At 71.7% G+C, this 24,851-nt stretch carries 23 protein-coding genes, 1 tRNA gene and 1 pseudogene; 13 read left to right on the top strand and 12 right to left on the bottom strand.

Translation table 11 applies throughout. The annotated features are described in order from the left end of the window. Positions 1–30: 30 nt before the first annotated feature. Entirely contained in the window at positions 31–1,158 is a 1,128-nt protein-coding gene (locus ACFY0F_RS06865) for an 8-amino-7-oxononanoate synthase (protein WP_388790035.1), read from the bottom strand. Positions 1,159–1,306: 148 nt separating this feature from the next. Between ACFY0F_RS06865 and bioB the strand changes: the two genes are divergently transcribed. The 8 genes from bioB (at position 1,307) to ACFY0F_RS06825 (ending at position 11,007) form a co-directional block, all read left to right on the top strand. After that, positions 1,307–2,506 (top strand): biotin synthase BioB, encoded by a 1,200-nt coding sequence (bioB, locus tag ACFY0F_RS06860; protein WP_388790032.1) that lies wholly within the window; start codon positions 1,307–1,309, stop codon positions 2,504–2,506. After that, positions 2,499–3,788 carry an adenosylmethionine--8-amino-7-oxononanoate transaminase gene (locus tag ACFY0F_RS06855; protein ID WP_388790030.1) on the top strand — a complete coding sequence of 430 codons (1,290 nt, stop codon included), beginning with the start codon at positions 2,499–2,501 and terminating at the stop codon, positions 3,786–3,788. Before bioB ends, ACFY0F_RS06855 begins: the two co-directional genes overlap by 8 nt. A 1-nt stretch (position 3,789) precedes the next feature. Next, positions 3,790–4,506 carry a dethiobiotin synthase gene (bioD, locus tag ACFY0F_RS06850; RefSeq protein ID WP_388790026.1) on the top strand — a complete coding sequence of 239 codons (717 nt, stop codon included), beginning with the start codon at positions 3,790–3,792 and terminating at the stop codon, positions 4,504–4,506. Between the two features lie 96 nt (positions 4,507–4,602). Then, complete coding sequence (locus ACFY0F_RS06845; protein WP_388790023.1) at positions 4,603–5,286, top strand: class I SAM-dependent methyltransferase; 684 nt, start codon at positions 4,603–4,605, stop codon at positions 5,284–5,286. A gap of 202 nt (positions 5,287–5,488) precedes the next feature. Then, positions 5,489–6,331, top strand: coding sequence for an ABC transporter ATP-binding protein (locus ACFY0F_RS06840; RefSeq protein ID WP_388790021.1), 843 nt, complete (start codon positions 5,489–5,491; stop codon positions 6,329–6,331). A gap of 4 nt (positions 6,332–6,335) precedes the next feature. Continuing rightward, positions 6,336–8,900, top strand: a complete 2,565-nt coding sequence (locus tag ACFY0F_RS06835) for an ABC transporter permease (RefSeq protein WP_388790018.1) — start codon at positions 6,336–6,338, stop codon at positions 8,898–8,900. A gap of 47 nt (positions 8,901–8,947) precedes the next feature. Next, positions 8,948–9,835, top strand: a complete 888-nt coding sequence (locus ACFY0F_RS06830; RefSeq protein ID WP_388790015.1) for an LLM class F420-dependent oxidoreductase — start codon at positions 8,948–8,950, stop codon at positions 9,833–9,835. A gap of 401 nt (positions 9,836–10,236) precedes the next feature. Further along, positions 10,237–11,007 carry a sulfite exporter TauE/SafE family protein gene (locus ACFY0F_RS06825; RefSeq protein WP_388790012.1) on the top strand — a complete coding sequence of 257 codons (771 nt, stop codon included), beginning with the start codon at positions 10,237–10,239 and terminating at the stop codon, positions 11,005–11,007. A 3-nt stretch (positions 11,008–11,010) separates the two neighbouring features. On the opposite strand, the gene ACFY0F_RS06820 is transcribed toward ACFY0F_RS06825, so the two are convergent. After that, entirely contained in the window at positions 11,011–11,808 is a 798-nt protein-coding gene (locus ACFY0F_RS06820; protein ID WP_388790009.1) for a TIGR01458 family HAD-type hydrolase, read from the bottom strand. A gap of 33 nt (positions 11,809–11,841) precedes the next feature. Here ACFY0F_RS06820 and ACFY0F_RS06815 point away from each other — a divergent pair, with 33 nt between their 5' ends. Next, positions 11,842–12,630, top strand: a complete 789-nt coding sequence (locus ACFY0F_RS06815; protein ID WP_388790006.1) for a cobalt-precorrin-6A reductase — start codon at positions 11,842–11,844, stop codon at positions 12,628–12,630. Here ACFY0F_RS06815 and ACFY0F_RS06810 read toward each other — a convergent pair. The 3 genes from ACFY0F_RS06810 to ACFY0F_RS06800 all read right to left on the bottom strand — a co-directional run bounded on the left by ACFY0F_RS06810 (position 12,617) and on the right by ACFY0F_RS06800 (position 14,437). After that, positions 12,617–13,057, bottom strand: a complete 441-nt coding sequence (locus ACFY0F_RS06810) for a hypothetical protein (RefSeq protein ID WP_388790003.1) — start codon at positions 13,055–13,057, stop codon at positions 12,617–12,619. The two genes, ACFY0F_RS06815 and ACFY0F_RS06810, sit on opposite strands and share 14 nt — an antisense overlap. A gap of 51 nt (positions 13,058–13,108) precedes the next feature. Then, the gene (cobF, locus tag ACFY0F_RS06805; protein ID WP_388790000.1) at positions 13,109–13,882 is read right to left on the bottom strand and encodes a precorrin-6A synthase (deacetylating); all 774 of its coding nucleotides are present in this window, start codon (positions 13,880–13,882) and stop codon (positions 13,109–13,111) included. A 63-nt stretch (positions 13,883–13,945) separates the two neighbouring features. After that, positions 13,946–14,437 (bottom strand): DUF309 domain-containing protein, encoded by a 492-nt coding sequence (locus tag ACFY0F_RS06800; protein ID WP_388789998.1) that lies wholly within the window; start codon positions 14,435–14,437, stop codon positions 13,946–13,948. A 104-nt stretch (positions 14,438–14,541) separates the two neighbouring features. Here ACFY0F_RS06800 and ACFY0F_RS06795 point away from each other — a divergent pair. After that, positions 14,542–14,615 (top strand) — tRNA-Pro (locus ACFY0F_RS06795). A 90-nt stretch (positions 14,616–14,705) separates the two neighbouring features. Here the strand turns inward: ACFY0F_RS06795 and ACFY0F_RS06790 are convergent. Further along, complete coding sequence (locus tag ACFY0F_RS06790) at positions 14,706–15,518, bottom strand: SAM-dependent methyltransferase (RefSeq protein ID WP_388789995.1); 813 nt, start codon at positions 15,516–15,518, stop codon at positions 14,706–14,708. Between the two features lie 115 nt (positions 15,519–15,633). Here ACFY0F_RS06790 and ACFY0F_RS06785 point away from each other — a divergent pair, with 115 nt between their 5' ends. Next, positions 15,634–16,059: a tetratricopeptide repeat protein gene (locus ACFY0F_RS06785; RefSeq protein WP_388789992.1), complete on the top strand. Its 426-nt coding sequence runs from the start codon at positions 15,634–15,636 to the stop codon at positions 16,057–16,059. Here the strand turns inward: ACFY0F_RS06785 and ACFY0F_RS06780 are convergent. Continuing rightward, positions 16,056–16,475 (bottom strand): cold shock domain-containing protein, encoded by a 420-nt coding sequence (locus ACFY0F_RS06780; protein ID WP_388789989.1) that lies wholly within the window; start codon positions 16,473–16,475, stop codon positions 16,056–16,058. The two genes, ACFY0F_RS06785 and ACFY0F_RS06780, sit on opposite strands and share 4 nt — an antisense overlap. 192 nt (positions 16,476–16,667) lie before the next feature. On the opposite strand from ACFY0F_RS06780, the pseudogene ACFY0F_RS06775 reads away from it, so the two are divergent. Next, a pseudogene (locus tag ACFY0F_RS06775) lies at positions 16,668–17,238 on the top strand (aldo/keto reductase); the annotation flags it as partial. Positions 17,239–17,336: 98 nt separating this feature from the next. Next, positions 17,337–18,161, top strand: coding sequence for a DUF427 domain-containing protein (locus tag ACFY0F_RS06770; protein WP_388789986.1), 825 nt, complete (start codon positions 17,337–17,339; stop codon positions 18,159–18,161). Positions 18,162–18,175: 14 nt separating this feature from the next. Here ACFY0F_RS06770 and ACFY0F_RS06765 read toward each other — a convergent pair whose 3' ends face one another. Genes ACFY0F_RS06765 through ACFY0F_RS06745 form a run of 5 tightly spaced genes read right to left on the bottom strand, consistent with a single transcriptional unit; the run spans position 18,176 to position 24,755 of the window. Further along, positions 18,176–20,230: a beta-galactosidase gene (locus ACFY0F_RS06765; protein WP_388789983.1), complete on the bottom strand. Its 2,055-nt coding sequence runs from the start codon at positions 20,228–20,230 to the stop codon at positions 18,176–18,178. Next, positions 20,227–21,549, bottom strand: a complete 1,323-nt coding sequence (locus tag ACFY0F_RS06760) for a glycoside hydrolase family 36 protein (RefSeq protein ID WP_388789980.1) — start codon at positions 21,547–21,549, stop codon at positions 20,227–20,229. Before ACFY0F_RS06760 ends, ACFY0F_RS06765 begins: the two co-directional genes overlap by 4 nt. Before the next feature lie 28 nt (positions 21,550–21,577). Then, positions 21,578–22,468: a carbohydrate ABC transporter permease gene (locus tag ACFY0F_RS06755; RefSeq protein ID WP_388789978.1), complete on the bottom strand. Its 891-nt coding sequence runs from the start codon at positions 22,466–22,468 to the stop codon at positions 21,578–21,580. Next, complete coding sequence (locus tag ACFY0F_RS06750) at positions 22,465–23,445, bottom strand: carbohydrate ABC transporter permease (RefSeq protein WP_388789976.1); 981 nt, start codon at positions 23,443–23,445, stop codon at positions 22,465–22,467. Before ACFY0F_RS06750 ends, ACFY0F_RS06755 begins: the two co-directional genes overlap by 4 nt. Next, on the bottom strand, positions 23,442–24,755 hold the full coding sequence (locus ACFY0F_RS06745; RefSeq protein ID WP_388789973.1) for an ABC transporter substrate-binding protein: 1,314 nt from the start codon (positions 24,753–24,755) through the stop codon (positions 23,442–23,444). The genes ACFY0F_RS06750 and ACFY0F_RS06745 overlap by 4 nt, the downstream gene beginning before the upstream one ends. Positions 24,756–24,851: the final 96 nt, after the last annotated feature.

Below are 24,851 nucleotides of genomic sequence, written 5' to 3'. Positions count from 1 at the left end.
CCAGGCGATGCACGGCCGTGTCACGCCGACTCATGGTCGCGTCTCGCCGATCACTCGTACAGCGCGTTCGATCTCGGCCCCGGAGAGGTCCGCCCGCGCGGTCAGCCTGAGCCGTGAGATGCCGTCGGGCACGGAAGGAGGACGGAAGCAGCCCACGGCCAGGCCCGCCGCCCGGCATGCGGCCGCCCAGCGCACCGCCTCCTCCGGGGACGGGGCACGTACGGAGACCACCGCGGCGTCCGGACGCACCGCTTCCAGCCCCGCGGTGGTCAGGCGTGCGTGCAGTTCGGCGGCCACCGCGCGGGAGCGCGCCGCCCGTTCCGGCTCGCGGCGCAGCAGCCTGAGGGCCGCGAGCGCCGCTCCGGCCGCAGCGGGTGCGAGGCCCGTGTCGAAGATGAAGCTCCGGGCCGCGTTGACCAGGTGGTCGATGACCCGTGCCGGTCCCAGCACCGCACCGCCCTGACTGCCCAGCGACTTCGACAGGGTGACGGTGACGACGACGTCGTCCGCGCCGGCGAGTCCGGCTCCGTACGGTGCTCCCCGGCCGCCGTCGCCCAGCACACCCAGGCCGTGTGCGTCGTCGACGACCAGCCCGGCGCCGTACGCCCGGCAGGTCCCGGCGAGCGCGGACAGCGGGGCCGCGTCCCCGTCGACGGAGAACACCGTGTCGGAGACGACGACCGCGGGCCCCTCGTGCGTGGCCAGTGCCTTGCCCACCGCCTCGGGATCGGCGTGCCCGACGACCTGCGTGGTGCCCCTGGCCAGCCGGCATCCGTCGATGAGGGAGGCGTGGTTGCCCGCGTCGGAGACGACGAGGGAGCCGTGCGGCCCGAGCGTGGTGACCGCCGCGAGGTTGGCGGCGTATCCCGAGGAGAAGACCAGGGCCGCCTCGAAACCGCAGAAGGCGGCCAGCTCGCGCTCCAGCTCGGTGTGCAGTTCCGTGGTGCCGGTCACCAGCCGGGACCCGGTGGAGCCGCCGCCCCAGGTCCGGGCCGCCGCTGCGGCGCCCTCGGTGACCTCGGGGTGGCGGGCCAGACCGAGGTAGTCGTTGCTCGCGAGGTCGAGGAGCGGCGAGTCGGCGGCCCGGGGCCTGAGGGTCCGGACCAGTCCGGCGCGGCGGCGGGATTCCGCCTGGTCGTCGATCCAGCCGAACGCCATGGCTCCTCCGGGGATTTTGTAGGCAGTGGACAGACACTAGCCGGACGACCAACCGCCCACCGTGTGGCAATACCCACACAGGCAACCAGTCTCCGTTGTGCAAACTCTCCTTGGCCCGGGGCGGTCACGTAGGACAGGATCGGACCTCATGGACCTGCTGAACACGCTGGTGGACAAGGGGCTTCGGCGCGAGCTGCCGACCCGCGAGGAAGCACTCGCCGTACTGGCCACCTCCGACGACGACGTGCTCGATGTGGTGGCCGCGGCCGGCAAGGTGCGCCGGCACTGGTTCGGCCGGCGCGTGAAACTCAACTACCTGGTCAACCTCAAGTCCGGCTTGTGTCCGGAGGACTGCTCCTACTGCTCCCAGCGGCTCGGCTCCAAGGCCGACATCCTGAAGTACACCTGGCTCAAGCCCGACGAGGCCTCCGCGGCGGCTGCCGCGGGCCTGGCCGGAGGTGCCAAACGGGTCTGCCTGGTGGCCAGTGGGCGCGGTCCGACGGACCGGGACGTGGACCGGGTCTCCGAGACGATCAGGACGATCAAGGAGCGGAACGAGGACGTCGAGGTGTGCGCCTGCCTCGGCCTGCTCTCCGACGGCCAGGCCGAGCGGCTGCGCGAGGCGGGCGCGGACGCGTACAACCACAACCTCAACACCTCCGAGGGGACGTACGCGGACATCACGACCACGCACACGTACGCCGACCGGGTGGACACGGTGCAGAAGGCGCACGCGGCCGGACTGTCCGCCTGCTCCGGTCTGATCGCGGGCATGGGTGAGAGCGACGAGGACCTGGTCGACGTCGTCTTCTCGCTGCGCGAGCTCGACCCCGACTCGGTTCCGGTGAACTTCCTCATCCCGATGGAGGGCACCCCTCTCGCCAAGGAGTGGCACCTCACCCCGCAGCGCTGCCTGCGGATCCTGGCGATGGTCCGGTTCGTGTGCCCGGACGTCGAGGTGCGCATCGCGGGCGGCCGTGAGGTGCATCTGCGCACCCTGCAGCCGCTCGCCCTGCACCTGGCCAACTCCATCTTCCTCGGTGACTACCTGACCAGCGAGGGCCAGGCGGGCAAGGCCGACCTCGAGATGATCGCGGACGCCGGGTTCGAGGTGGAGGGCGCCGACCAGGTGACGCTGCCGGAGCACCGGGCGGCGTCCGGGGGCGGCTGCGGATCCCATGGCGAGGCGGGGTGCGGGTCGCACGCGGCGGACGGAGGCTGCGGCTCCCACGCGGGCGGTGGGGTCTGCGGCACCGCCGCGACGGCCACGGTGGCGGGCGAGCCCCGTACCGACCTCGTCGCCGTCCGCCGCCGGGGTGCCGGAACGGACCTCGCGCCCAATGCCTGACCTGCCCGGCCGGAGCGTGCCGGAGCTGCTGGAGCTGGACCGGCGGCACGTGTGGCATCCGTACGGCCCGATGCCCGGGCGGGCCGAGCCGCTCGTCGTGGAGTCGGCGAGCGGGGTGCGGCTCCGGCTCGCCGACGGCTCGGGCGAACTGGTCGACGGCATGTCCTCGTGGTGGTCGGCGATCCACGGCTACAACCACCCGGTCCTGAACGAGGCGGCGCGCGAGCAGCTGGGGCGGATGAGCCATGTGATGTTCGGCGGGCTCACCCACGAGCCCGCCGTCCACCTCGCGAAGCTCCTTGTCGACATGTCGCCGGAGGGGCTGGAGCATGTCTTCCTGGCCGACTCCGGTTCGGTGTCGGTCGAGGTCGCGGTCAAGATGTGCCTGCAGTACTGGCGTTCGCTCGGACGCCCGGAGAAGCGGCGGCTGCTCACCTGGCGGGGCGGCTACCACGGCGACACCTGGCAGCCCATGGCCGTGTGCGACCCCGACGGCGGGATGCACGAGCTGTGGAGCGGGGTGCTGCCGCGTCAGGTCTTCGCGGACGCGCCGCCGGTGGAGTACGAGGACGCCTACGCCCGCCGTCTGCACGACCTGATCGAGCGGCACGCCCATGAGGTGGCCGCCGTGATCGTGGAGCCGGTGGTGCAGGGCGCGGGCGGGATGCGGTTCCACTCCCCCGCGTATCTGCGCACGCTGCGTGAGGCGTGCGACGCGCACGACGTGCTGCTGGTGTTCGACGAGATCGCGACGGGTTTCGGGCGCACCGGTGCGCTGTTCGCGGCCGACCACGCGGCCGTGACCCCCGATGTGATGTGCGTGGGCAAGGCACTGACGGGCGGCTACCTGACGATGGCGGCGACGCTGTGCACCGCGCGCGTGGCGGACGGGATCTCGCGGGGCGAGGTGCCGGTGCTGGCCCACGGGCCGACGTTCATGGGCAATCCGCTGGCGGCGGCCGTCGCCTGCGCCTCCCTCGAACTGCTGCTCGGGCAGGACTGGCTCGCGGAGGTCAAGCGGATCGAGGGGGGCCTGCGCGAGGGGCTCGCCCCGGTCGCGCGGCTGCCCGGGGTGAAGGACGTACGGGTGCTGGGCGCGATCGGGGTGGTGCAGCTCGACCACGAGGTCGACATCGCGGCGGCCACCCGCGCCGCCGTGCGCGAGGGTGTCTGGCTGCGGCCGTTCCGCGATCTGGTCTACACGATGCCGCCGTACGTCACCGGCGACGCGGACGTGGCGCGGATCGCCCGCGCGGTGTGCGCGGCGGCACAGGAGGGATGACATGCCGGTACTGGTGATCACGGGAACGGGCACGGAGGTCGGCAAGACGGTCACGACCGCCGCCGTGGCGACGGCCGCGGTGGCGGCCGGGCGGTCGGTGGCCGTGCTGAAGGCCGCGCAGACGGGTGTACGGCCCGACGAGCGCGGGGACGCCGACGAGGTCGCTCGGCTCGCGGGAGCCGTCGCCACGGCCGAACTGGCCCGCTACCCGGAGCCGTTGGCGCCGGGGACGGCGGCGCGGCGGGCGGGCATGGCGCCGGTGCATCCGCACGAGGTGGCCGAGGCCGCCGCCAAACTGGCCGCGGAACACGATCTGGTGCTGGTCGAGGGGGCGGGCGGGCTGCTCGTCCGGTTCGACGCGGCCGGCGGCACGCTCGCGGACGCGGCCCGGCTGCTCAACGCGCCGGTGCTGGTCGTCGCCTCGGCCGGGCTGGGCACGCTGAACACGACCGAGCTGACGGCGCGCGAGCTGCGCTCCCGGGAGCTGGAGTTGCTGGGCGTCGTGATCGGCAGCTGGCCGCGGTCACCGGACCTGGCGTGCCGTTGCAACCTGGCGGACCTGCCGGAGGTGGCGGGCGCTCCGTTGCTGGGTGCGCTGCCCGCCGGGGCCGGGGCACTGCCGCCCGCGCAGTTCCGCGCGGTGGCGCCGGGCTGGCTCGCGCCGCGGCTGGCCGGCACGTGGGACGCGGAGGCGTTCCGGGTGCGCAACGCGCCCTGATCCGCCTCCCCGGGTGCGGCGACCCGCCTCCCCAGGGGTGCGACGGGCCCGTACGGGGGACAATCCCCATAGGCCCGTCCTGTCCGGGAGGTCGTCATGCGGCTGCGCTCCGCCGGCTCCGGCAAGGTGGCACGGGATGCCGTCCACCACCCCCTGTTCGCCCGCTATTACGCCCGGATCAGTACGGGCGCCGAGGCCCGGCTCGGGATGGCCGGGATGCGGGACAGGCTGCTCGCCGGGCTGTCCGGGCGGGTGCTCGAGATCGGCGCGGGCAACGGTCTCAACTTCGCGCACTACCCGGGCGCGGTCGCGGAGGTCGTCGCGATCGAACCGGAGCGCGTGCTCAGGCGGTTGGCGGTGCGGGCGGCGCTGCGCGCGGAGGTACCGGTGGACGTGGTGCCGGGCGCGGCGGAGGCGCTGCCGGTGAAGAGCGAGGCCTTCGACGCGGTGGTGCTGTCGCTGGTGCTGTGCAGCGTCCGGGACGTGCCGCGCGCACTGGGAGAGGCGCGGCGGGTGCTGCGGCCCGGCGGAGAGGTGCGTTTCTTCGAGCACGGCAGGGGCGGCGGCCGGGCCATGACCCTCACCCAGCGCGCACTGGACGGGACCGTGTGGCCGGTGCTGAACGGCGGCTGCCATCTGGCCCGCGAGCCGGTCGCCGCGCTGCGGGAGGCCGGGTTCGAGCTGGGCCCGTACCGTACGGTGCTGCTCCCGGAGAAGGGACCGCGGCTGCCCACGTCGTACTGCGTGCTCGGCACGGCCTGGCGGCCCGGGGAGCGGTGAGCCGGGGCTGACGGCGGCCGCGGTCCCGCGGCGGGGCGGTTCTCCTCCCCCGGGTGGAGGATGCCCCTTACACCGGTATCAGGGCTGCGACCTGAGACTGAGACGCCCTCTGCCCCACGGGGGATTCCAGCCGTGGGCCCCGTCACCTTACGCTCGGGCGGCACGAGGAATGCACGAGATCCCGGCGAGCGAGGAGGCGGCCTTGTCCACACCTGCTGCGGAGCACGCGCCCGGCCGGGCGCCCGGCGACGGGACAGCGGCCCGCGCCCGGGGACTGACCAAGGCGTACGGCTCGGGCGAGACCGCGGTGCTCGCGCTGGACTCGGTGGACGTGGACATAGCGCGCGGCCGGTTCACCGCGGTCATGGGCCCCTCGGGCTCCGGGAAGTCCACCCTGATGCACTGCCTGGCGGGACTCGACACCGTCTCGGCCGGTCAGGTGTGGCTCGGCGACACCGAGATCACCGGGTTGAGGGAGCGTGAGCTGACCCGGCTGCGACGGGACCGTATCGGCTTCATGTTCCAGTCGTTCAACCTCATCCCGACGCTGAACGCGGCGGAGAACATCACCCTGCCCATGGACATCGCGGGCAAGAAGCCCGACGAGAAGTGGCTGGACCAGGTCATCGACACACTGGGGCTGCGGGGCCGGCTGAAGCACCGGCCCGCGCAGCTGTCCGGCGGGCAGCAGCAGCGCGTGGCCTGTGCCCGGGCGCTGGCCTCACGGCCCGAGCTGATCTTCGCCGACGAGCCGACCGGGAATCTCGACTCGCGGGCCGGGCTCGAGGTCCTCGGGTTTCTGCGTGACGCCGTCGACGACCTCGGGCAGACCGTGGTCATGGTGACCCATGACCCGGGCGCCGCCGCCCACTCCGACCTGGTGCTCTACCTCGCCGACGGGCGCATCGTGGACGAGATGGAGCGGCCCACGGCGGAGGCGGTGCTGGACCGGATGCGCCTCTTCTCCGGTGCGGGCCACCGGACGACCGGCGCCGAGGCCACGCACGGCGCGTCCGACCGCGACAGCGCCGCCGAGGAGGACTGACCCGGTGCTCAAGGCGACACTGCGCAGCTTCCTCGCCCACAAGGGGCGCCTGCTGCTGTCCGCGCTGGCCGTCGTGCTGTCCGTGGCGTTCGTCGCGGGCAGTCTGATCTTCTCCGACACGGTCACCCGCACCTTCGACCGGCTCTTCGCCTCCACCTCCGCCGACGTGACGGTGGAGCCGAAGCAGGACCTGAAGTCGTCCGTCCCCACCGGAGCGGTCCAGACCGTGCCCGCCGCGCTCGCGGAGAAGGTCGCGAAGGTCGACGGGGTCGCCGCCACCCACGCGGACGTGTCCGTGCAGAACATCGTGGTGGTGGACAGCAGGAACAAGTCCGTGGGCCCGACCACCGGCGCCCCGACCATCGCCACCGACTGGTACCTCACCCACCGCAGCCCGGTGAAGCTGACGTCCGGGCACGCCCCGCACGGTGCGGACGAGGCACTCCTGGACGCGGACACCGCCGACAAGAAGCACGTACGGATCGGCGACACACTGACCGTGCAGGCGGCGCCCGGCACCTTCCGGGTGAAGGTCGTCGGCATCGCCACCTTCACCACCACCAACCCGGGCGCGGCCCTGGTCTACCTCGACCCCGCGGTCGCCGCCCGTGAGCTGCTGGGCTCCGCCGGCCGGGCCACCAGCATCTCCGTGGACGCCGCGCGGGGCGTCGGCGACGACGAGCTCAAGGGCCGGGTGGGCCGGGTGGTCGACACCGGCGCCTACGATCTGAAGACCGCGGACGAACAGGCCAAGTCGGCCGCCGCCGACCTCGGCGGCTTCCTCGACGTGATCAAGTACGTGATGCTCGGCTTCGCCGGGATCGCCGTGCTGGTCGGTGTCTTCCTGATCGTGAACACCTTCTCCATGCTGATCGCGCAGCGCACCCGTGAGCTCGGCCTGCTGCGGGCGCTGGGTGCCGACCGGCGGCAGGTGCGGCGGTCGGTGCTCACGGAGGCGGTGCTGCTCGGCCTGGTCGGCTCGACTCTGGGCCTGGCGGCCGGGATCGGGCTCGCGTTCGGGCTGATCCGCCTGATGAGCGCGTTCGGCATGAACCTCAAGGCGACCGAGATGGTCATCGGGTGGCCGACGCCCGTCTCGGCGTACGCCGTCGGTGTCGGCGTCACCTTCGTCGCGGCCTATCTGCCCGCCCGGCGCGCGGCAGCCGTCTCGCCGATGGCGGCGCTGGCGGACGCGGAGATCGCCGGGGTGGGACGGCCGCTGAAGACCCGCGCGATCGTCGGTGGTGTCGTCGGGGCGGCCGGTGTGGCCGCGCTGGCGGGCTGCGCGGTGGCGTCCAGGACCGCTTCGGCGGCCTCCCTGCTGGGCCTCGGAGTCGTGCTGACCCTCGTCGCCACCGTGATCGCCGGCCCGCTGCTGGTCCGGCCGGTGATCCAAGTCCTGGGCGGCGCGTTCCCCGCGCTGTTCGGCTCGGTAGGCCGGATGAGCCAGCGCAACGCCCTGCGCAACCCGCGCCGCACCGGCGCCACCGCCGCCGCGCTCATGGTGGGCCTGGCCCTGGTCGGCGGGATGTCGGTGGCCAGTGCCTCCATGTCGCGGTCGTTCGACCAGCGGATCGACAAGACGCTCGGCGCCGACTTCACCGTCCAGAACAGCAACTTCCTGCCCTTCACCAAGGAGATCACCGACCGGGTGCGCGCCACCGACGGCGTGCGTCTCGTGGTACGGCAGCGGTTCGTGCCGGTGGCGGTGCGGCTGCCGGACGGCAAGCGGGTGGAGACGACCGCCTCGGGGTACGACCCGCAGGTGGACGAGGTCGCCCACGTCACGTACAAGGGCGGCGACAGCGCGGCGGCGCTGGCCGCCGGGCATCTCGGCATGGACGTGAACTTCGCCGAGGACCACCGTGTACGCCTGGGCGGCGCCGTCACGGTGGAGTTCCCGGGCGGCCGAACCGCCGACATGACCGTGGGCGCCCTCACCGACCAGGGCGGGTCGGGATTCCGTATGCAGGGCGGGCTGTCCTTCGGCATCGCCACGGCGGAGAAGTACCTGCCGGACGGCCAGGACGCGGCGCTCTACGTCGCCAAGGACCCCGGGACGAGCGCCGACCGGCTGCGCTCGCGCCTGGAGAAGACGCTCGAGCCGTATCCGCAGGTGCAGGTCCGCGACCAGGCCGACTACAAGAAGCTGGTCCACGACCAGATCGCGGTGCTGCTCTACCTCGTGTACGCGCTGCTCGGGCTGGCGATCGTCATCGCCGTGCTCGGCGTGGTCAACACCCTCGCCCTGTCGGTCGTGGAGCGCACCCGGGAGATCGGTCTGCTGCGCGCGATCGGGCTGGCCCGGCGGCAGCTGCGCCGGATGATCAGGCTGGAGTCGGTGGTGATCGCGGTGTTCGGCGCGGTGCTGGGGCTCGGCCTGGGCCTGGTGTGGGGAGTGTGCACACAGCAGGTGCTGGCCCTGCAGGGCATGACGGCGCTCGCGATTCCCTGGGGAACCGTCGTCGCGGTCGTGATCGGCTCGGCGGTGGTGGGCGTGGTGGCGGCCCTGCTGCCGGCGTTGCGTGCATCCCGCATGAATGTGCTGGCGGCCATCGCGCACGAGTGATGGGATCGCAGCGAAGACTCGCATCGCCCTTCGCTGGAGGAGAGTTCATGCCGCGTCCGTTCCGTTTCGGGGTCAATCTGCTCACCTCCGCGTCGGCCGGGGAGTGGCGCGCCAAGTGCCGCCGCGCCGAGGAACTCGGATACGACGTGATCCTGGTGCCCGATCACCTCGGCTGGGTGGCGCCGTTCCCGGCGCTCGTCGCGGCCGCCGGGGCCACCGAGCGGCCGCGGCTGGGCACCTTCGTGCTCAACGCCGGCTTCTGGAATCCGGCGCTGCTGGCCCGCGAGGTGGCCACCACGGACGCGCTGACGGGCGGCCGCCTGGAACTCGGCCTCGGCACGGGCTATGTCCAGGCGGAGCACGACACGGCCGGGCTGCCCTACGGTTCGCCGCGCGAACGGGTGGACCATCTCGAGCACACGGTGGCGGAGGTGCGGCGGCTGCTCGGCTCGGCCGATCACCAGCCCCGGCCGGCGCAACCGCGGGTACCGCTGCTGGTCGGGGGAAACGGCGACCGGGTGCTGCGGCTGACCGCCGAGCGGGCCGACATCGCCGCGTTCACGGCCGGCCGGGTGGTGGCCGGGAGCGCGACCGGCAAGATCGCGCCGCTCACACCGGAGGAACTCGACGAGCGCGTGGCCCGTTACCAGGGGCTGGCGGCGGGCCGTGCGGAGCCCGCCGAACTGAATCTGCTCGTCCAGATGGTGGCCGTCACCGACGACCCCGAGGCCGTGCTCGGGCCACTGCTCGAACGCCGGCCCCAGCTGACCGCGGAGCAGGCGCTGGCCCTGCCGATCGTGCTGGTCGGCTCCCTGAAGGAGATCGTGGCGCGGGTGCGGGCGCAGCGGGAGCGGTACGGGTTCTCGTATCTGACCGTCCTGGAGCCGTACATGGAGGACTTCGCGGCGGTGATCGAGGAGCTGCGCGACGAGTAGGCGTGCGGTGTCCTTTCCTCGGGGGGCACGGGACGAAAACCGGGTGTGGTCCACCCTTATGGGCACCTCAGCAGTGATTCATGGGGTCTGCCGGGAGGGGCCCCCACCGGCGTTGTCGTCGGTCCTCGACTCCCCCACGCTCGAACGAGCTCGCGCGGGGGGACCCCCATCGCGTCGACTCCCTCCTCCGCCTTGCAGCTGCACGCTCCCCCACGCTCGAACAGACTCGCGCGGGGGCACCCCCATCGCCCCCGCTCGGGTCGGCTGGAAGGCGCCGTCGGTCTCAACCGGCCTGATCCACAAGACACCCCCTAGCGACGGCAGGACCCGCGGGCGGGCCGGGGCCGACTGGCGAGACGGTGCTTACGGCATCACATGCGTGCGCATAGCATCGGCCCGGCATGAACACGATGACGCTCTGGCACATATCCGGGTGGGGATTCACCGCGCTGGCCTGCGCGGCGCTGCTCGTCGGCTTCTCCAAGACCGCCGTCAGCGGGGCCAACACGGTCAGCCTCGCCGTCTTCGCCGCGGTGCTGCCCGCCCGGGCCTCCACCGGGGTGCTGCTGCCGGTGCTCATCGCGGGCGACGTGCTGGCCGTCCTCACCTACCGGCGGCACGCCCACTGGCCCACGCTGTGGCGGCTGTTCCCCGCGGTGGCGGCCGGAGTGATCGTCGGCACCCTGTTCCTGATGTGGGCGGACGACGGCGTCGTACGGACCTCGATCGGCGCGATCCTGCTGCTGATGGCCGCCGTCACGCTCTGGCGGCGGCGCCGCTCCGAGGAGGAGGAGCCGGACTCCGTGGGCAGCCGGGCGGGCCGGATCAAAGCCCGCTCGTACGGCGTGCTCGGCGGTTTCACCACGATGGTCGCCAACGCAGGCGGCCCGGTGATGTCCCTCTACCTGCTGTCCGCGGGCTTCAGGAAGCTGGGCTTCCTCGGGACCTCGGCCTTCTTCTTCCTGATCGTCAACGTCTCCAAGGTGCCCTTCAGTGTCGGCCTCGGCCTGATCGACGGCCGTTCGCTGCTGCTCGACGCGGCGCTCGCGGTGTTCGTCGTGCCGGGCGCGTTCATCGGCAAATGGGCGGTGAACAGGATCAACCAGCGGTTGTTCGAGCAACTGGTGATCGCGGCGACCGTCGTGGGCGGGGTGCAGCTGCTACTGCGCTGATCCCTATTGCGCTGATCCCTCGCGCAGCCCGAGCAGCCCCGGGAGGTCCGCGAAGGAGTCCAGGACGTGGTCAGGGGTGCCGCTCGCCCCCTCCTGCGTCTCGGGCAGGTACTTCCCGGTTCTCACCAGCACGCCGGTGATCCCCGCTCGCTGCGCCGCGAGCACGTCCGACTCGATGTCGTCGCCCACCATCAGCGCCTGGCCCGCGCCCACCCCCAGCCGGGACAACGCGGCCTCGAAGAAGGCCGGCGACGGCTTGCCGGTGACCTCCGCCTCGACCCGCGCGGCCTTCTCCAGCCCGGCCAGGAACGCGCCCGCGTCCAGTTGCAGACCGGAGTCCGTCCGCCAGTACAGGTTGCGGTGCATGGCGACCAGCCGCGCCCCGCGCTGGAGGTGCCCGAAGGCCCGGTTGAGCTGCGCGTAGCCGAACTCGGGACCGGCGCCCCCGACGACCACCACGTCGGGGACGGCGCCCTCGTCGACGAGTGTGACGCCGACCAGGTCCTCCTCGATGTCCCCGCTGTTGAGGAGCGCGCAGCGGGCGCCGGGGAAGCGCTCGGCGAGATGGACGGCGGTCACCGCGGGCGCGGTCAGGACGTCCTCGCCGGTGACGGGGAAACCGGCTTCCGACAGCGTCCGCGCGATCGACGCCCGGGTGCGGGACGTCGTGTTGGTCACCAGCGCCACGGCGAGCCCGGCCTCCCGGATCTCCCGCAGCGCCTCCACCGCACCCGGCAGCGGCTCCCACGACACGGTGAGCACCCCGTCGATGTCGATCAGCACACCACGTACGGACTCCATGCCTGGACGATAGCCGCCCCGTACCCTGACGCCATGTCTGCGCACGCCACGGCCCCGCACATCCTGATCCTCGGCGGCACGACCGAGGCCCGCCGACTGGCCGCCGAGCTCACGGCGCGCGGTGCTCTCCGGGTCACCACCTCGCTGGCCGGACGGGTGACCCGGCCCGGCGCACCGCAGGGGGAGGTCCGGATCGGCGGGTTCGGCGGGGCGGACGGGCTCGCGGACTGGCTGCGCGAACACCACGTGGACGCCGTCGTCGACGCCACCCATCCCTTCGCCGCCCGGATCACCGCCAACGCGGCGCGGGCCGCGACGTCCGCCTCGGTCCCGCTCCTGGTCCTGCGCCGCCCGGGCTGGCTGCCCGTCGAAGGCGACCGCTGGCACCCGGTGCCCTCACTCGGCGCGGCGGCCGATGCGCTGCCCGCCCTCGGCCGCCGGGTGTTCCTCACCACCGGCCGCCTGGGCCTCGGGGCCTTCGCCCATCTCGAGGACCTGCACTTCGTCGCACGGTCCGTGGAGCCCCCCGAGCCACCGATGCCGACGGACCTCGAAGTGCTCCTGGCACGCGGCCCCTTCACCGTCGCCGACGAACTCCGGCTGTTGCGCGGCCGCCGCATCGACGTCCTGGTGACCAAGGACAGCGGGGGAGAGGCGACGGCCGCCAAACTGACGGCGGCCCGCGAACTGGCGCTGCCCGTGGTCGTCGTACGACGCCCCCCTCTCCCGGAGGGAGTGACCGCGCTGCCCGACGTGGCGGCCGTAGTGGAACGGCTGAGCCGGCTGGAGGGGCCGGCCCGCACCGGCCTCAACCGGCCGTGACCGACTCCCGCAGCCGGTCGATCGCGCGCAGCACCTCGTCACGGTTCTTGGCGCTCTTGATCCACGCGGGCAGCCGGGCCACGTACGTCATCTTCCGCCCGTGTTCGTACCAAGGGGCCCGCTCCCGCAGCGAGGCCGCCACGAACCGCCGGAGCAGGTCGAGGTGTTCGAGGTTGTACGCCCAGATCTCGCCGTGCCGGGTGGTGGTCCGCAACCACAGAGCCGGCCAGCGCCCGTCGACCAGCCACGAGTTCCGGGACAGCCCGCAGGACCGGCAGACGAGACGGTGCCGCCCACCCTCGGCCGGATCCGCCCGCTCCTCCGCGTGGGCGATCCGCGCACAGCGCGGGCAGCGGACCAGCATCGAGGACCGGAACCGGCAGGCCGTGAGACCGGTGTCGTGGAAGCGGACGGGCACGGGAGACATGCCGGGAGTATGAAGGACGCCCCTCCTCTCAGGCATCCCGTTTGCGAGGCCTCACGTGTCCTTCGGGTTCCGGCGCAGCAGATACGTGTCCATGATCCAGCCCTTGCGCTCCCGGGCCTCCGCCCGCAGCCGCTCGATACGCGGGGCGGCCTCGGCGATCGGGCCGGAGACGAGGATCTCGTCCGGGGTGCCTATGTAGGCCCCCCAGTAGATGTGGATGTCGTCGCCGGCGTACTGCCGGAAGGTCTGACGGGCGTCCAGCATCACCACCACGTCGTCCACGCCCTCCGGGAAGCCCTCCGCGAGCCGCCGCCCGGTGGTGATCTGCACCGGCCGGGCGACCCGGTTGAGCCCTGTACGGTGCCGGGCGACGAGCGCCGAGACGCTGCTGACACCGGGCACGACGTCGTACGCGAACGCCACGGCGCCCCGCTCCAGCACCTCCTCGAGAATCCCGAGCGTGCTGTCGTACAGCGCCGGATCGCCCCACACCAGGAACGCGCCCGTCTCCTCCTCGCCCAGCTCCTCGGCGATCAGCCGCTCGTAGATGTCGGCCCGGGCGCTGCGCCAGTCCTCCACGGCCGGCGAGTACGCCGTACCACCCGCACTCCGGTCCCGCTCCGGATCACGGGCCTCCACCAACCGGTAGGCCCCATCCGGTACGTGCGCGTCCAGCATGTCCCGGCGCAGCCGGGTCAGGTCCGACTTCGCCTCACCCTTCTCGAGGATGAAGAACACGTCGGTGCTCCGCAGCGCCTTGACCGCCTGCAGGGTCAGCTGGTCGGGGTCGCCCGCGCCGATACCGATGACATGAATCTTTCGCACGGCCCCGAGTCTGCCGTATGCCACTGACAGTGGGTGAACCGCCTCGGGGCGGGACCCACCCCGCTACGACGCCCGCAGCCGGGGCGCCCGCGCCCGAGCGTCGACCGGCCCGCCACCCCGCTCCACGGCCTCGGCCAGCTCCCGCGCCCAGGCGACGACCCCGGCGAGATCGATCCCGTAGGGCCGCTGCTGCCCGCCGTCAGCCCACTCCTCGACGGCGCCCGCGCCACGCCTGAGCAGCCGCGCCCCACCGGTCGCGTTCCCCCGGGCGGCGTGCGTCAGCCCCACGGCGAGCTGCGCCAGCCCCCGCCAGAGCGTGCGCTCACCCTCCGGCCCGGACTTCCACGCGTCCTCGAACACCTCGTGCGCGTGGAACGGCCTTCCGGCCGCCAGCAGTGCCTGCGCCTCACGGACGGTCTCCTCCGGGGTCCGCACGACGCCCTCCGGCTGCCGTGCCACCCCCTCCGCCCCGTACGGCAGAGGACGCCCCAGCCCGTCCCGCGGCCGCGCGTTGCGCGCCCGCCCCTCACTGTCCCGGTCCCGCCTGTCGCCCATACGCACGATTCTCCCCCGGCCCGGGCGCCCCCTTCGGCCACCCCTCCGGGCGTACGGTAAAGTGCTGTCCGCGCGATCACACGGCTCCCCGTGTGCGAGCGCACCGGGACGTGGCGCAGCTTGGTAGCGCACTTGACTGGGGGTCAAGGGGTCGCAGGTTCAAATCCTGTCGTCCCGACTTGTGAGAGTCGTGATCAGGGCCGGCTTCGGAGACATCCGGAGCCGGCCCTCGGCCGTTCGTGGTGCACCCGACGGTGCACCACGGCTCTCAAGGCTTGACGGCCACCGCGCCGAACTGCGGCACCGGCGCCGCGGCGGCCGTGTCGGCACGCCACTGGGAGCAGGGCACCAGGCCGGGCTCCACGGGCTCAAGGCCGTCGAGGAAGGCGGCGATCTCGGTCCGGCCGCGTGCGGTGATCGGCGGGGTGGCGTGGGCGTTCCAGAACTCCATGGCGGCTGCGTTGCCCTCGCCGCCCACGTCGCCGTCGTACGTCGGGTGGGTCAGCACCAGGTGGCTGCCGGAGGGCACCGCCGCCATCAGCCGCCGCACGATGTCCGCGGCCTCGCCGCTGTCCAGCACGAAGTTGAGGACGCCCAGCATCATCACCGCGACCGGCCGGGTCAGGTCCAGGGTGCCTGAGGCGCTTTCCACGATGGCGTCCGGGTCGTGCACGTCGGCGTCGACGTAGTCCGTGGCGCCCTCCGGGGAGCTGGTGAGCAGCGAGCGGGCGTGCGCGAGGACGATCGGGTCGTTGTCGACGTACACGATCCGGGAGCCGGGGGCGATCCGCTGGGCGATCTCGTGGGTGTTGTCGGCCGTCGGCAGGCCCGTGCCGATGTCGAGGAACTGCCGGACGCCCCGCTCGCCGGCCAGATACCGCACCGCCCGGCCCAGGAACTCCCGGTCCGCCCGGGCCACCTCCCGGATCACCGGGAACATCCCGGCGACCTGCTCGCCGACCTGCTGGTCGACCTCGTAGTTGTCCTTGCCGCCGATCCAGTAGTTCCACACCCGTGCGTTGTGCGCCACGGAGGTGTCCAGCCGCGCCGGTCCGATCCTGGGGGAGTGACCCTCGCTCACGTGTTCGCCCTTCTCATGTGCGGTTCTCCGGCGTCATTGTGCCGCCCCACCCCGATCGCCGTCCCGGAATACGGCTGGCCGGAGGGGCGTTCCCGGCAGCGGAAACGGAGGAACGATGACCGGCAACTTCAACGGATACCCGGCGACCGGCGGAGTCGCGCCCGACCGATGGGCGAGCGCTCTGCACCTTTTCGACGAGGGCGCCGGGGTCCCGCACGAGGAGACCACCGCCGAACGCTGGGAGCGGGCCCGGCTGCTGTTCGAGGCCAAGGACTACATCGGCGCCGCGAAGCTGCTCGCCGCCGTCGTCGAGGAGGTCCCGGAGCAGACGGGTCCCCGGCTGCTGCTGGCCCGCGCCTACTACCACTCCGCCCAACTGCGGCGGGCCGAGGAGCAGTTGCGCGACATCGTCGAACGCAACCCGGTGGAGCACTACGCCCACCTGATGCTGGGCCGCACGTTGCAGCGCCAGGGACGCAAGGACGAGGCGGACACCTGGCTGCGGATGGCCGCCGCGTTCTCGGGTGAGTCCACCCCCTAGCGATCGACCCAGCCGTGGTTCTGGGCGAGGGTCCTGATCCGCTTGCGCAGGTCCAGGATCTGCGCCCCGGTCAGCGTGGGCTCGGCGCACAGGAGGACCTCGGTGACCTCGTGCTCGAATTCCGCAGCGGAGAGGACGTCGCACATGTCGTCGCCGTCCGGGTCCGCCCCGCGGCGGTGCGCGAACACCGGCTCCAGGCCAGGTGCCGGTTTCAGGACGCGCACCGCCGACGCCTTCGGGCCGCGATCGCCCTCCTCGACCAGGAATTCCACGGTGCTGCCCGGACCGAGCAGGTTCTTGTCGTCCAGAAGATCGTTCACGTGCATGAACACGTCGTCACCGCCGGTGTCGACGGCCACGAAACCGTAGCCCTTGATCCGGTCGAACGAGACGACCGTGCCCCTGACAGTCACCACAACCACCACCTCATCCCACCCCACACCGGACTTCCCGCCGGTCACGATAGGCGCGGGCGTGGAACCGGACAAGACGCGTCCCCCGCGACCCGGACGCCCGCGCCCACGCCCTTGACTTCGCGTGCGCTTCAAGCTCAAGACTCCTGTCCGCGTGCCCGGCATCCCGGGTGCGCGGACGGAGGGAGCAGCAGCGTGCAGTACCGCACCATGGGACCGACCCGGCGACTCGCCGCGAGGTGAGCGTGCTCGCCCTCGGCGCCATGCTGTTCGGATCGAGGACGGACGAGCGGACACCGTTCGCCGTCCTCGACCGGTACGTGGAGGCCGGCGGGAACTTCATCAGCCGGGGGATCGGTGACGAGGTCGTGATCGCCACCAAGCTGGGCGGGAGGCCGCTCGCGCCCGGGACGAGCTACGTCGACAACGCCGAGGGCCTGTCGGCGAAGGTCGTCCGGGAGTCGGCCGAGCGCAGCCGGGAACGCCTCGGAGTGGAGCGGATCGATCTGCTCTACGCCCACATGGAGGACCGTGCCGTCCCGCTGGACGAGACCGTCGAGGGCTTCGCCGCACTGGTCGAGGAAGGCACCGTCGGGCTGCTGGGCGTCAGCAACCACGCCGTCTGGCGGGTGGAGCGGGCCCGGTCCCTCGCCGCCGCGGCAGACCGGCCCGGCTACGAGGTGCTCCAGTACGAGCACAGCTACCTCAGGCCCGCACCGACGTACCGGACGACCTTGGAGGAGAACCTCGCCGCGGTGGAACTGGAACTCGACCCGGAGCAGCGGGCCCGCCTGGACGCCGCCCACTGAGCGCGCCGCCCGACCGCCACCGACGTACGCTCCTTCATGAGTCAAGGAGCGGGTCATGACCACACTTCCCACCGCCCATTCAGTCCGCACCACCCCGGAGGGCTTCCGGTGGGAGCCCAGCGAGCGCTGGGTGCGCGGGGTGAAGGGCGAGGTCACCGTCGTGGACAGCCGGCACCCCGTGCTCGTGTGGGAGCCCGGACTGCCCGTACCCCAGTACGCCTTCCCGCGCGGGGAGGTCCGCCAGGACCTCCTCCGCCCGGCGGCGCACCCCCCGACCGGCGCGCACGCCGGGTCGCGGGTGTTCTACGACCTCGACGTCGGTGGCGAGCCGCTGCGGAACGCGGCCTGGACGTACCCGGGCCGGGAACTCGCCGGGCACATCGCCTTCGCCTGGTTCCAGCGCAGCGGCCCGGGCCTCGACCACTGGTACGAGGAGGACGAAGAGATCTTCGTGCACCCCCGTGACCCGCACAAACGCGTCGACGCCCTGCCCAGCAGCCGCCATGTCGTGGTCGAGATCGACGGCACGGTGGCGGCGCAGACCCGGCGCCCGGTGCTGCTGTTCGAGACGGGACTGCCCACGCGGTTCTACATCCCCCGCGACGACGTCCGCCTCGACCTGCTGGAACCCACCGACCACAGCAGCAGATGCCCGTACAAGGGCGTCGCCGAGTACTGGTCCTGGCGGGGCGACGCGGACGTGCCGGGCAACATCGTCTGGAGCTACCCGGACCCCCTGCCCGCGGTGGCCGCGGTCAGGGGGCTCCTGGCCTTCTATGACGAGGCCGTCGACATCACGGTGGACGGCGAACGCCGCCGGCGCCCGGTCACCCTGTTCACCTGGGCCCTCTTCGACAGACCCGAGGTGAGCAGGCCGTAGGGGCCTGCGGACTCCTAGGGGGTGTCTTTCCGATCATCCGATCGTTGGGCTGAGACGTCCCCGCGGGGCTCCCGTACGACCGCGATCTCACCCGGGGCCAGTGTGACCGAGCCCGTCGTCTCCTTGCCGGTGAGGAGTTCGGTGGCGCCCGCCGGGACCGGGATCTCGGCGCCCTGTCCGGCGTGGTCGATCAGGAACACGTAGTCCGCGTCGGTTCCGCGCCGCCGGACCACCTCCACGCCCGCCGGCACGGAGCGCACCGGTTCCACTTCCGCCTCGGCGCGCATCCGGCCGAGCAGCCCGGCGAGGGTGTCGGGGTCCAGAAGCGTCGCCACGTACCAGGCGGTGCCCGCCCCGTGCGCGTGCCGGGTCACGGCCGGTACGCCCGCCAGGGGGCCGTCCGTGTACGAGGCGACCGCCTCGGCACCCGCCAGGCGCAGCCGCTCCGACCACAGGGTGCCGGTGGCCTCCTGGGGCACCTCCCCGCTCAGGCCCACCTTCTCGCCGGGCAGCAGCGGGAACGGCTCGTCGCTGCGCACGCCCAGCGCCTCCCGGAACGCGCCGGGGTAACCGCCCAGCCTCACATGGCACTTCTCGTCCACCATGCCGCTGTGGAAGCCCACGGCGAGGGTGCCGCCGCGCTCCGCGTACGAGGTGAGGTTCGCGGCCCCCGCGTCGTCCACCAGGTACAGGCCGGGCGCCAGCACCAGACGGTACGCGGACAGGTCCCCGTCCGGGCGGACGAAGTCCACGGCGACCCCGGCCCGCCACAGCGGCTCGTACCAGGTGCGCACCAGGTCCAGGTAACGCAGCTCGCCGCTCGGCTGGGAGGGCAGCTCCAGGGCCCAGCGGGCGTCCCAGTCCCAGACGATCGCGACCTCGGCCGTGCCCGTGCTGCCACGCACCTCGGCCAGCGCCTTCAGGTCGGCGCCGAGCCGCACCACGTCCCGCCAGATCTGGCTGTCGGTGCCGGCGTGCGGCAGCATCGCCGAGTGCCACTGCTCGGCGCCCGCCTTGGCCGCCCGCCACTGGAAGTAGGCGATGCCGTCCGCGCCGTGCGCCACATGCGCGAGGGCGTTGCGACGGAGCTCGCCCGGGCCCTTGGCGCGGTTGACCGGCTGCCAGTTCACGGCGCCCGTGGAGTGCTCCATCAGGAACCACGGCCCGCCCGCGAGGGAGCGCATCAGATCGCCGCACAGCGCGATGTCGATGTGCGACTCGGGGTCCGTGGACTGCAGATAGTGGTCGTTGGAGACGACGTCCAGCTCCGGGGCCCAACGCCAGTAGTCCAGCGCCTCGAAGCTGAAGTTCACCATGAAGTTGGTGGTGGCGGGGGTGTCCGGGGCCGCCACGCTCAGCACGTCCCGTTCGGCCCGGTACAGGGACAGCAGTTCGTCGGAGCAGAAGCGGCGCCAGTCCAGCTGGTGCGTGGGGTTGGGCACGGCGCCGGTGGCGCGGGGCGGGAGGATCTCGTCCCAGTGGTAGTACCACTGGCTCCAGAAGGTGGTGCCCCAGGCGTCGTTGAGGGCGTCCAGATTTCCGTACCGGGCCCGCAGCCAGCCGCGGAAGGCCTCCGCGCTGGTGTCGCAGTAGCAGGCCGCGTTGTGGCAGCCGTACTCGTTGTGCACGTGCCACATCGCCACCGCCGGGTGGTCGGCGTACCGCTGCGCCAGCTGGTCCGTGATGCGCAGGGCCGCCCTGCGGTAGGCCGGGCTGGACGGGCAGAACGTCTGGCGGCTGCCGTACGACAGCGTGCGGCCGTCCCGGTCGACGGGCAGGGCCTCCGGGTGGGCGCGGAAGAACCAGGCGGGCGGCGCCGCGGTCGGCGTGGCGAGGTCGGCGGCGATGCCGTTCTCGTGCAGCAGGCCGAGGATCTTGTCCATGCGCGAGAAGTCGAACAGGCCCTCGGCGGGCTCCAGCAGCGCCCAGGAGAAGATGCCGACGCTGACCATGTTCACCCCGGCCTCGCGCATCAGCGCCACGTCCTCGGCCCACACCTCCTCGGGCCACTGCTCGGGGTTGTAGTCGCCGCCGTAGGCGATGCCGGGGACGGACAGGGTGCGCTTCATCGGGTGGCTCCGGAAAGGATGCGGCGCGTGGTCTCCACGCCCCACTGGTCGAGGGAGAGCAGACGGTCGCTGGAGGCCATCAGACCGCCGGTGGCCGCCACGTGCGCGGCCCAGCGCTCTCGGGTCTCCACGGCCGGGCGGGCCATCAGGCAGTCCGGGTCGTTGACCCAGAGCCGGCCGTGCTGCCACTGGCGGGCGGCGCCGGTGAACTCGGCCGGGTCCTGTCCGGGCTGGCTGTAGTCACCGGCCTCGGGGCGGCGGTGCGGGGCCGTGTCGGGGCTGACCCGCATGGCGTCGAACAGGCCTAGGGAGGGCAGGATCGGCGCGCCGCAGCCCAGCAGGTAGGCGTCGGGGCCGATGGCCTCCCGGATGACGCCGATGCCCGCCCGGTAGGCGGACAGGGCGTCCATGTTCTCGTGGTCCCCGTGCCGTACGCCCTCCAGCGCGCCCGCGTAGAGGAAGTCCACCTTGAAGTAGTCGTAACCCTCGGCGCGCAGGGTCCGGAAGACGCCGGCCAGGTAGGCGGCCGCCTCCGGGTGGGTGGTGTCCAGTACGCACAGGTCGTGGCCCCAGTTGCGGCCGGCGTGCGCCGGTCCGCCCTCGGCGTCGCGGACCAGCCAGTCGGGGTGCTCCGCGGCCAGGTCGCTCGCCGGGTCCACCAGGAACGGCGCGGTCCAGATGCCCGCCCGGCGGCCCCGGGCCCGGATCGCGTCCGCGATGGCCTCGCGGGAGCGGAACCGTCCGGAGAGGGTGAGCCAGTCCCCCAGCGCGCGCTGGTAGCCGTCGTCGATCTGCACGACGTCGATCGGCAGGTCGAGGGTGTCCATCGCGCGCAGGTTCTCGTGGATGTCGTCCTCGGTGACCTCCGTGAAGTACTCGTACCAGGAGCACCACACCGTCGGCGCCGGGCGCGGGGCGGGCAGCCCGAGGCCGGCGGCCCACTCGCCCAGCAGCGACGGGATGTCCGTGCCGGTCCACTCCTTCACCGGGCCGTCGGCCGTGACCTCGGCGTGGTCGCCGGTGACGGTGAGGCGGACGGACGGCACCTCGTGGGCCGGGTCGGCCGCCGCCCACAGCCGTACCGGGGAGCCGTCGCCGGGGTCCAGGGCGAGCAGGCCCTCGCCCTGGAAGGCACCGGCGGGGACGGTCACGCCCGGGCGGTAGCAGACGGTCGCCCAGTTGTCGTCGGTCGGGCGGTACGGCGCCTGGTCGAGGGCGTAGGTGCCGCTGGGGCTCCAGGACTGCCAGCCCTCCTCGTGGACGCGCGCTCGGCGCGGGTCCACGAGGACCGAGGCGACCGGGGTGAAGGAGTGATGCACGGGATCTCTTTCGGCAGGTGGGGGCGGTTCAGCCCTTGTTCGCGCCCAGCGTCAGACCGCTCACGAACTGCCGCTGCAGCACGAAGTACACGATCAGCGTCGGGATCGCGGTGAGCAGGGCGCCTGCGGCGACCAGGTTGGGGTCGGTGAAGTACTGGCCGGAGAGGTTGTTCAGCGCCGAGGTGATCGGCATGTTCTCACCGGTGGAGATCAGCACGATGGCCCAGAAGAAGTCGTTGTAGATCCAGATGGACAGCAACGTCGCCAGGGCCGCCATGGCCGGCTTGCACAGGGGCAGCACGATCTGCCAGTACATCCGCCACACCGACGCGCCGTCGACGAGGGCGGCCTCGGTCAGCTCGTGCGGCAGCATGCGCATGTAGTTGCTGAGCACGAACGCGCAGAAGCCGGACTGGAACGCCACGTGGATCAGCACGAGGCCGAGCGCGGAGTCGTACAGCTTGCCGCTCATCGTGATGCCGGGCAGGTCGATGAGCAGGTACATCCGGTACAGCGGGGTGATGATGACCTGCTGCGGCAGCAGGTTGCCGGCCGTGAACACCAGCAGCAGGAACACGTTGAGCCGGAAGTCGAACCGGCTGACGTAGAACGCGACCATCGACGACAGCAGCAGCGTGAGCAGCACGGCCGGGACCGCGATGATCAGCGTGTTGCCGAAGTAGTGCATCATGTCCGACTGCTGGAACGCGTTCTTGAAGTTGTCGAAGTTCAGCGTGTGCGGCCAGGAGACGTAACCCCTGTTGCTGGTCTCCGAGTACGGGCGCAGGGCCGCGAGGATCGCCCACAGCAGCGGGGCGAGCCAGGCCAGCGATGTGACGACGAGGAACACGTGCAGCAGGACCCGGGCCGGACGGACCGGGGTGCGCTGCCGGCCGAGCGCGGCGGTGGTGGTGCTCACGCTTGCCGCTCCTTCCGGAAGGTCGCGATCAGGTACGGGATGATGACCGCGAGGGAGATGACCAGCAGGACGACGGCGATCGCGGAGCCGTATCCGATCCGGCTGGACTCGCCGATGATGTTGTTGGTGATCAGGATCGACAGCAGCTCGGTGCCCTGGGCGCCCTTGTTGAAGACGAACACCAGGTCGAAGGCGCGCAGCGCCTCGATGATGGTGACGACCAGGACGACCGTGTTGGTCGGCCGCAGGGTCGGGAAGATGACGTTCTTGAACGTCTGCCACTCGTTGGCGCCGTCGAGCGAGGAGGCCTCGCGCAGCGACGGGTCGACGCCCTTCAGACCGGCCAGGTAAAGGATCATCATGTAGCCGGTGTGCCGCCAGGACGCGGCGACCAGCACGGCCCACAGGTTGAGGTGCGGGTCGCCGATCCAGTCGATGTAGTGGCCCGGCTTGTTGGCCCCGATCAGGCTGTTGATCAGGCCCGTGTCGGGGTTGTAGACGAGCTGCCACACGAATCCGGTGACCGCCAGGGACACCACGACCGGCAGGAAGAACGCGGTCTGGTAGACGCGGGTGAACCGGATCTTCTTGTCCAGCTGGACGGCGAGGAACAGACCCATCGGCGTCGGGATCAGGATGAGCACGACGAACCAGATGATGTTGTGCTCGACGGCGGGCCAGAACTGCGGGTTGTCGGTGAACAACTGCTTGAAGTTGTCCAGCCCCACCCACTTGATGGAGTCGAAGCCGATGCCGTCCCAGCTGGTGAAGGCCAGCGCGATGGAGGCGAGGGCCGTGAACCAGACGAGGGCCACGTGCAGGACCGTGGGCACGCCGGCCATGAAGCCGAGCGTGACGCGGTCACGGCGGGTCAGCAGGCGCTTGTGGCCTCGCGGGACCCGCTTCTTCTCAGGCGCGGGGCCCGGAGGCGGCACGGGCGCCGCCTCCGGGCTCTTCGAAGTGATGTCGGTCGTCATGCGGAGGCGAAGATCTGCTTCTTCTGGCGGTCGATGGAGGACAGCAGGCTGTCGACGCCCTTGGGGTTCTGGAGGAACTTCTGCAGCCCGGGCTGCATGACCGTGGAGGTGAAGTCCGGCCGGGAGTCGCGGTCCATGAACTGGGTGAGGCTCTTGGCCTCACTGATCATCTTGTACGCCTTCTTCTGCAGCTCGGTGTACGAGGAGGTGTCGGCCTTGCTGGAGGCGGCCACCACGCTGTTGTCGGCCTTGAGGTAGATCTGCTCGGCCTCCGGGGTGCCCAGGAACTCCATCAGCTTCACGACGCCGGCGTGGTTCTTCGGGGACTTGCTGACCATGAAGCCGTCGGTGGGCGCCTCGACGGTTTCCTGGCCGTACGCCGGGTTGATCTCCGGGAAGGCGAAGAAGTCGAGGTCCTTGAGGTCGGCCTTGTTGGTGAACTGCTGGCCCACGAAGGAGCCGAGGAGGTACATGCCCGCCTTCTTCGACACCAGGGTCTGGGCGGCGTCCTGCCAGGTGCGGCCCATGAAGCCGTCCTGGTGGTAGGGGAGGAGCTCGGCCCAGTGGTCGAAGACGGCCTTGACCTTGGAGTCGGTCCACGACTCCTTGCCCGCCATCAGGGACTTGTGGAAGTCGTAGCCGTTGAGGCGGAAGTTGATCTGGTCGAAGGTGCCCATCGCCGGCCAGGCGTCCTTGTCGCCGAAGGCGAGCGGGACCAGGCCGTCCTTCTTCATCTGCTTGCAGAGGGCGACCAGCTTGTCCCAGGTGGTGGGGACTTCGTAGCCGTGCTGCTTGAACACGCTCTTGCGGTAGAAGAGCGCCCACGGGTACGTGTACAGCGGCACGAAGTAGTACTTGCCGTCCTCGCCCTTGCTGAGCTGCTTCATGGCGTCGGGGAAGTTGTCCCCGATCTTCGCCCACACGTCGTCGATCGGCGAGGCGAGCTTCTTGGCCGCGAAGAACTGCATACGGTATCCGGCGAACCAGGTGAACACGTCGTCCGGCGTGCCCTGCAGGTAGGAGTTGATCTGCTCCTGGAAGGTGTTGTGGTCCTTCGTGTTCACGTCGACCTTGATGCCCGACTTCTTCGTGAAGGCGGCGTAGATCTCGGCGAACGCCTTCTTGGGCACCGCGTCCGAGGAGTTGGAGCCCAGACTGACGGTCTTGGGGTCGGACGAGCTGCCGCTGCTGCCGCAGGCGGACAGCAGGGGTATCCCGGCACCGGCGAGGAGGGCGGCTCCGCCCGCTCCGCGGAGCAGGGAACGGCGGCTGGGACCCGGCACGGCGAGACCGGAGGGCGAGAGGCGCATGGCGGCTCCTGTAAGGCAGGGTTCGGCAAGGGGGAGCAGGTCTCCGAAAGGTGCTCGAAACCGATCAGAAACCAACTGGACCGAACATCGTGGGCG

The organism is Streptomyces sp. NPDC001544 (assembly GCF_042894285.1).
Lineage (GTDB): Bacteria > Actinomycetota > Actinomycetes > Streptomycetales > Streptomycetaceae > Streptomyces.
Note: the sequence above shows the minus strand (reverse complement) of the source record. Positions and strands in the feature narration are given on the sequence as shown.

Excerpts from the sequence above, each read along its gene's own strand:
- ACFY0F_RS06865 (WP_388790035.1), bottom strand. The coding sequence starts at position 1,158 with ATGGCGTTCGGCTGGATCGACGACCAGGCGGAATCCCGCCGCCGCGCC.
- bioB (WP_388790032.1), top strand. The coding sequence starts at position 1,307 with ATGGACCTGCTGAACACGCTGGTGGACAAGGGGCTTCGGCGCGAGCTG.
- ACFY0F_RS06855 (WP_388790030.1), top strand. The coding sequence starts at position 2,499 with ATGCCTGACCTGCCCGGCCGGAGCGTGCCGGAGCTGCTGGAGCTGGAC.
- bioD (WP_388790026.1), top strand. The coding sequence starts at position 3,790 with ATGCCGGTACTGGTGATCACGGGAACGGGCACGGAGGTCGGCAAGACG.
- ACFY0F_RS06845 (WP_388790023.1), top strand. The coding sequence starts at position 4,603 with ATGCGGCTGCGCTCCGCCGGCTCCGGCAAGGTGGCACGGGATGCCGTC.
- ACFY0F_RS06830 (WP_388790015.1), top strand. The coding sequence starts at position 8,948 with ATGCCGCGTCCGTTCCGTTTCGGGGTCAATCTGCTCACCTCCGCGTCG.
- ACFY0F_RS06825 (WP_388790012.1), top strand. The coding sequence starts at position 10,237 with ATGAACACGATGACGCTCTGGCACATATCCGGGTGGGGATTCACCGCG.
- ACFY0F_RS06820 (WP_388790009.1), bottom strand. The coding sequence starts at position 11,808 with ATGGAGTCCGTACGTGGTGTGCTGATCGACATCGACGGGGTGCTCACC.
- ACFY0F_RS06815 (WP_388790006.1), top strand. The coding sequence starts at position 11,842 with ATGTCTGCGCACGCCACGGCCCCGCACATCCTGATCCTCGGCGGCACG.
- ACFY0F_RS06810 (WP_388790003.1), bottom strand. The coding sequence starts at position 13,057 with ATGTCTCCCGTGCCCGTCCGCTTCCACGACACCGGTCTCACGGCCTGC.
- ACFY0F_RS06800 (WP_388789998.1), bottom strand. The coding sequence starts at position 14,437 with ATGGGCGACAGGCGGGACCGGGACAGTGAGGGGCGGGCGCGCAACGCG.
- ACFY0F_RS06785 (WP_388789992.1), top strand. The coding sequence starts at position 15,634 with ATGACCGGCAACTTCAACGGATACCCGGCGACCGGCGGAGTCGCGCCC.
- ACFY0F_RS06770 (WP_388789986.1), top strand. The coding sequence starts at position 17,337 with ATGACCACACTTCCCACCGCCCATTCAGTCCGCACCACCCCGGAGGGC.
- ACFY0F_RS06765 (WP_388789983.1), bottom strand. The coding sequence starts at position 20,230 with ATGAAGCGCACCCTGTCCGTCCCCGGCATCGCCTACGGCGGCGACTAC.
- ACFY0F_RS06750 (WP_388789976.1), bottom strand. The coding sequence starts at position 23,445 with ATGACGACCGACATCACTTCGAAGAGCCCGGAGGCGGCGCCCGTGCCG.
- ACFY0F_RS06745 (WP_388789973.1), bottom strand. The coding sequence starts at position 24,755 with ATGCGCCTCTCGCCCTCCGGTCTCGCCGTGCCGGGTCCCAGCCGCCGT.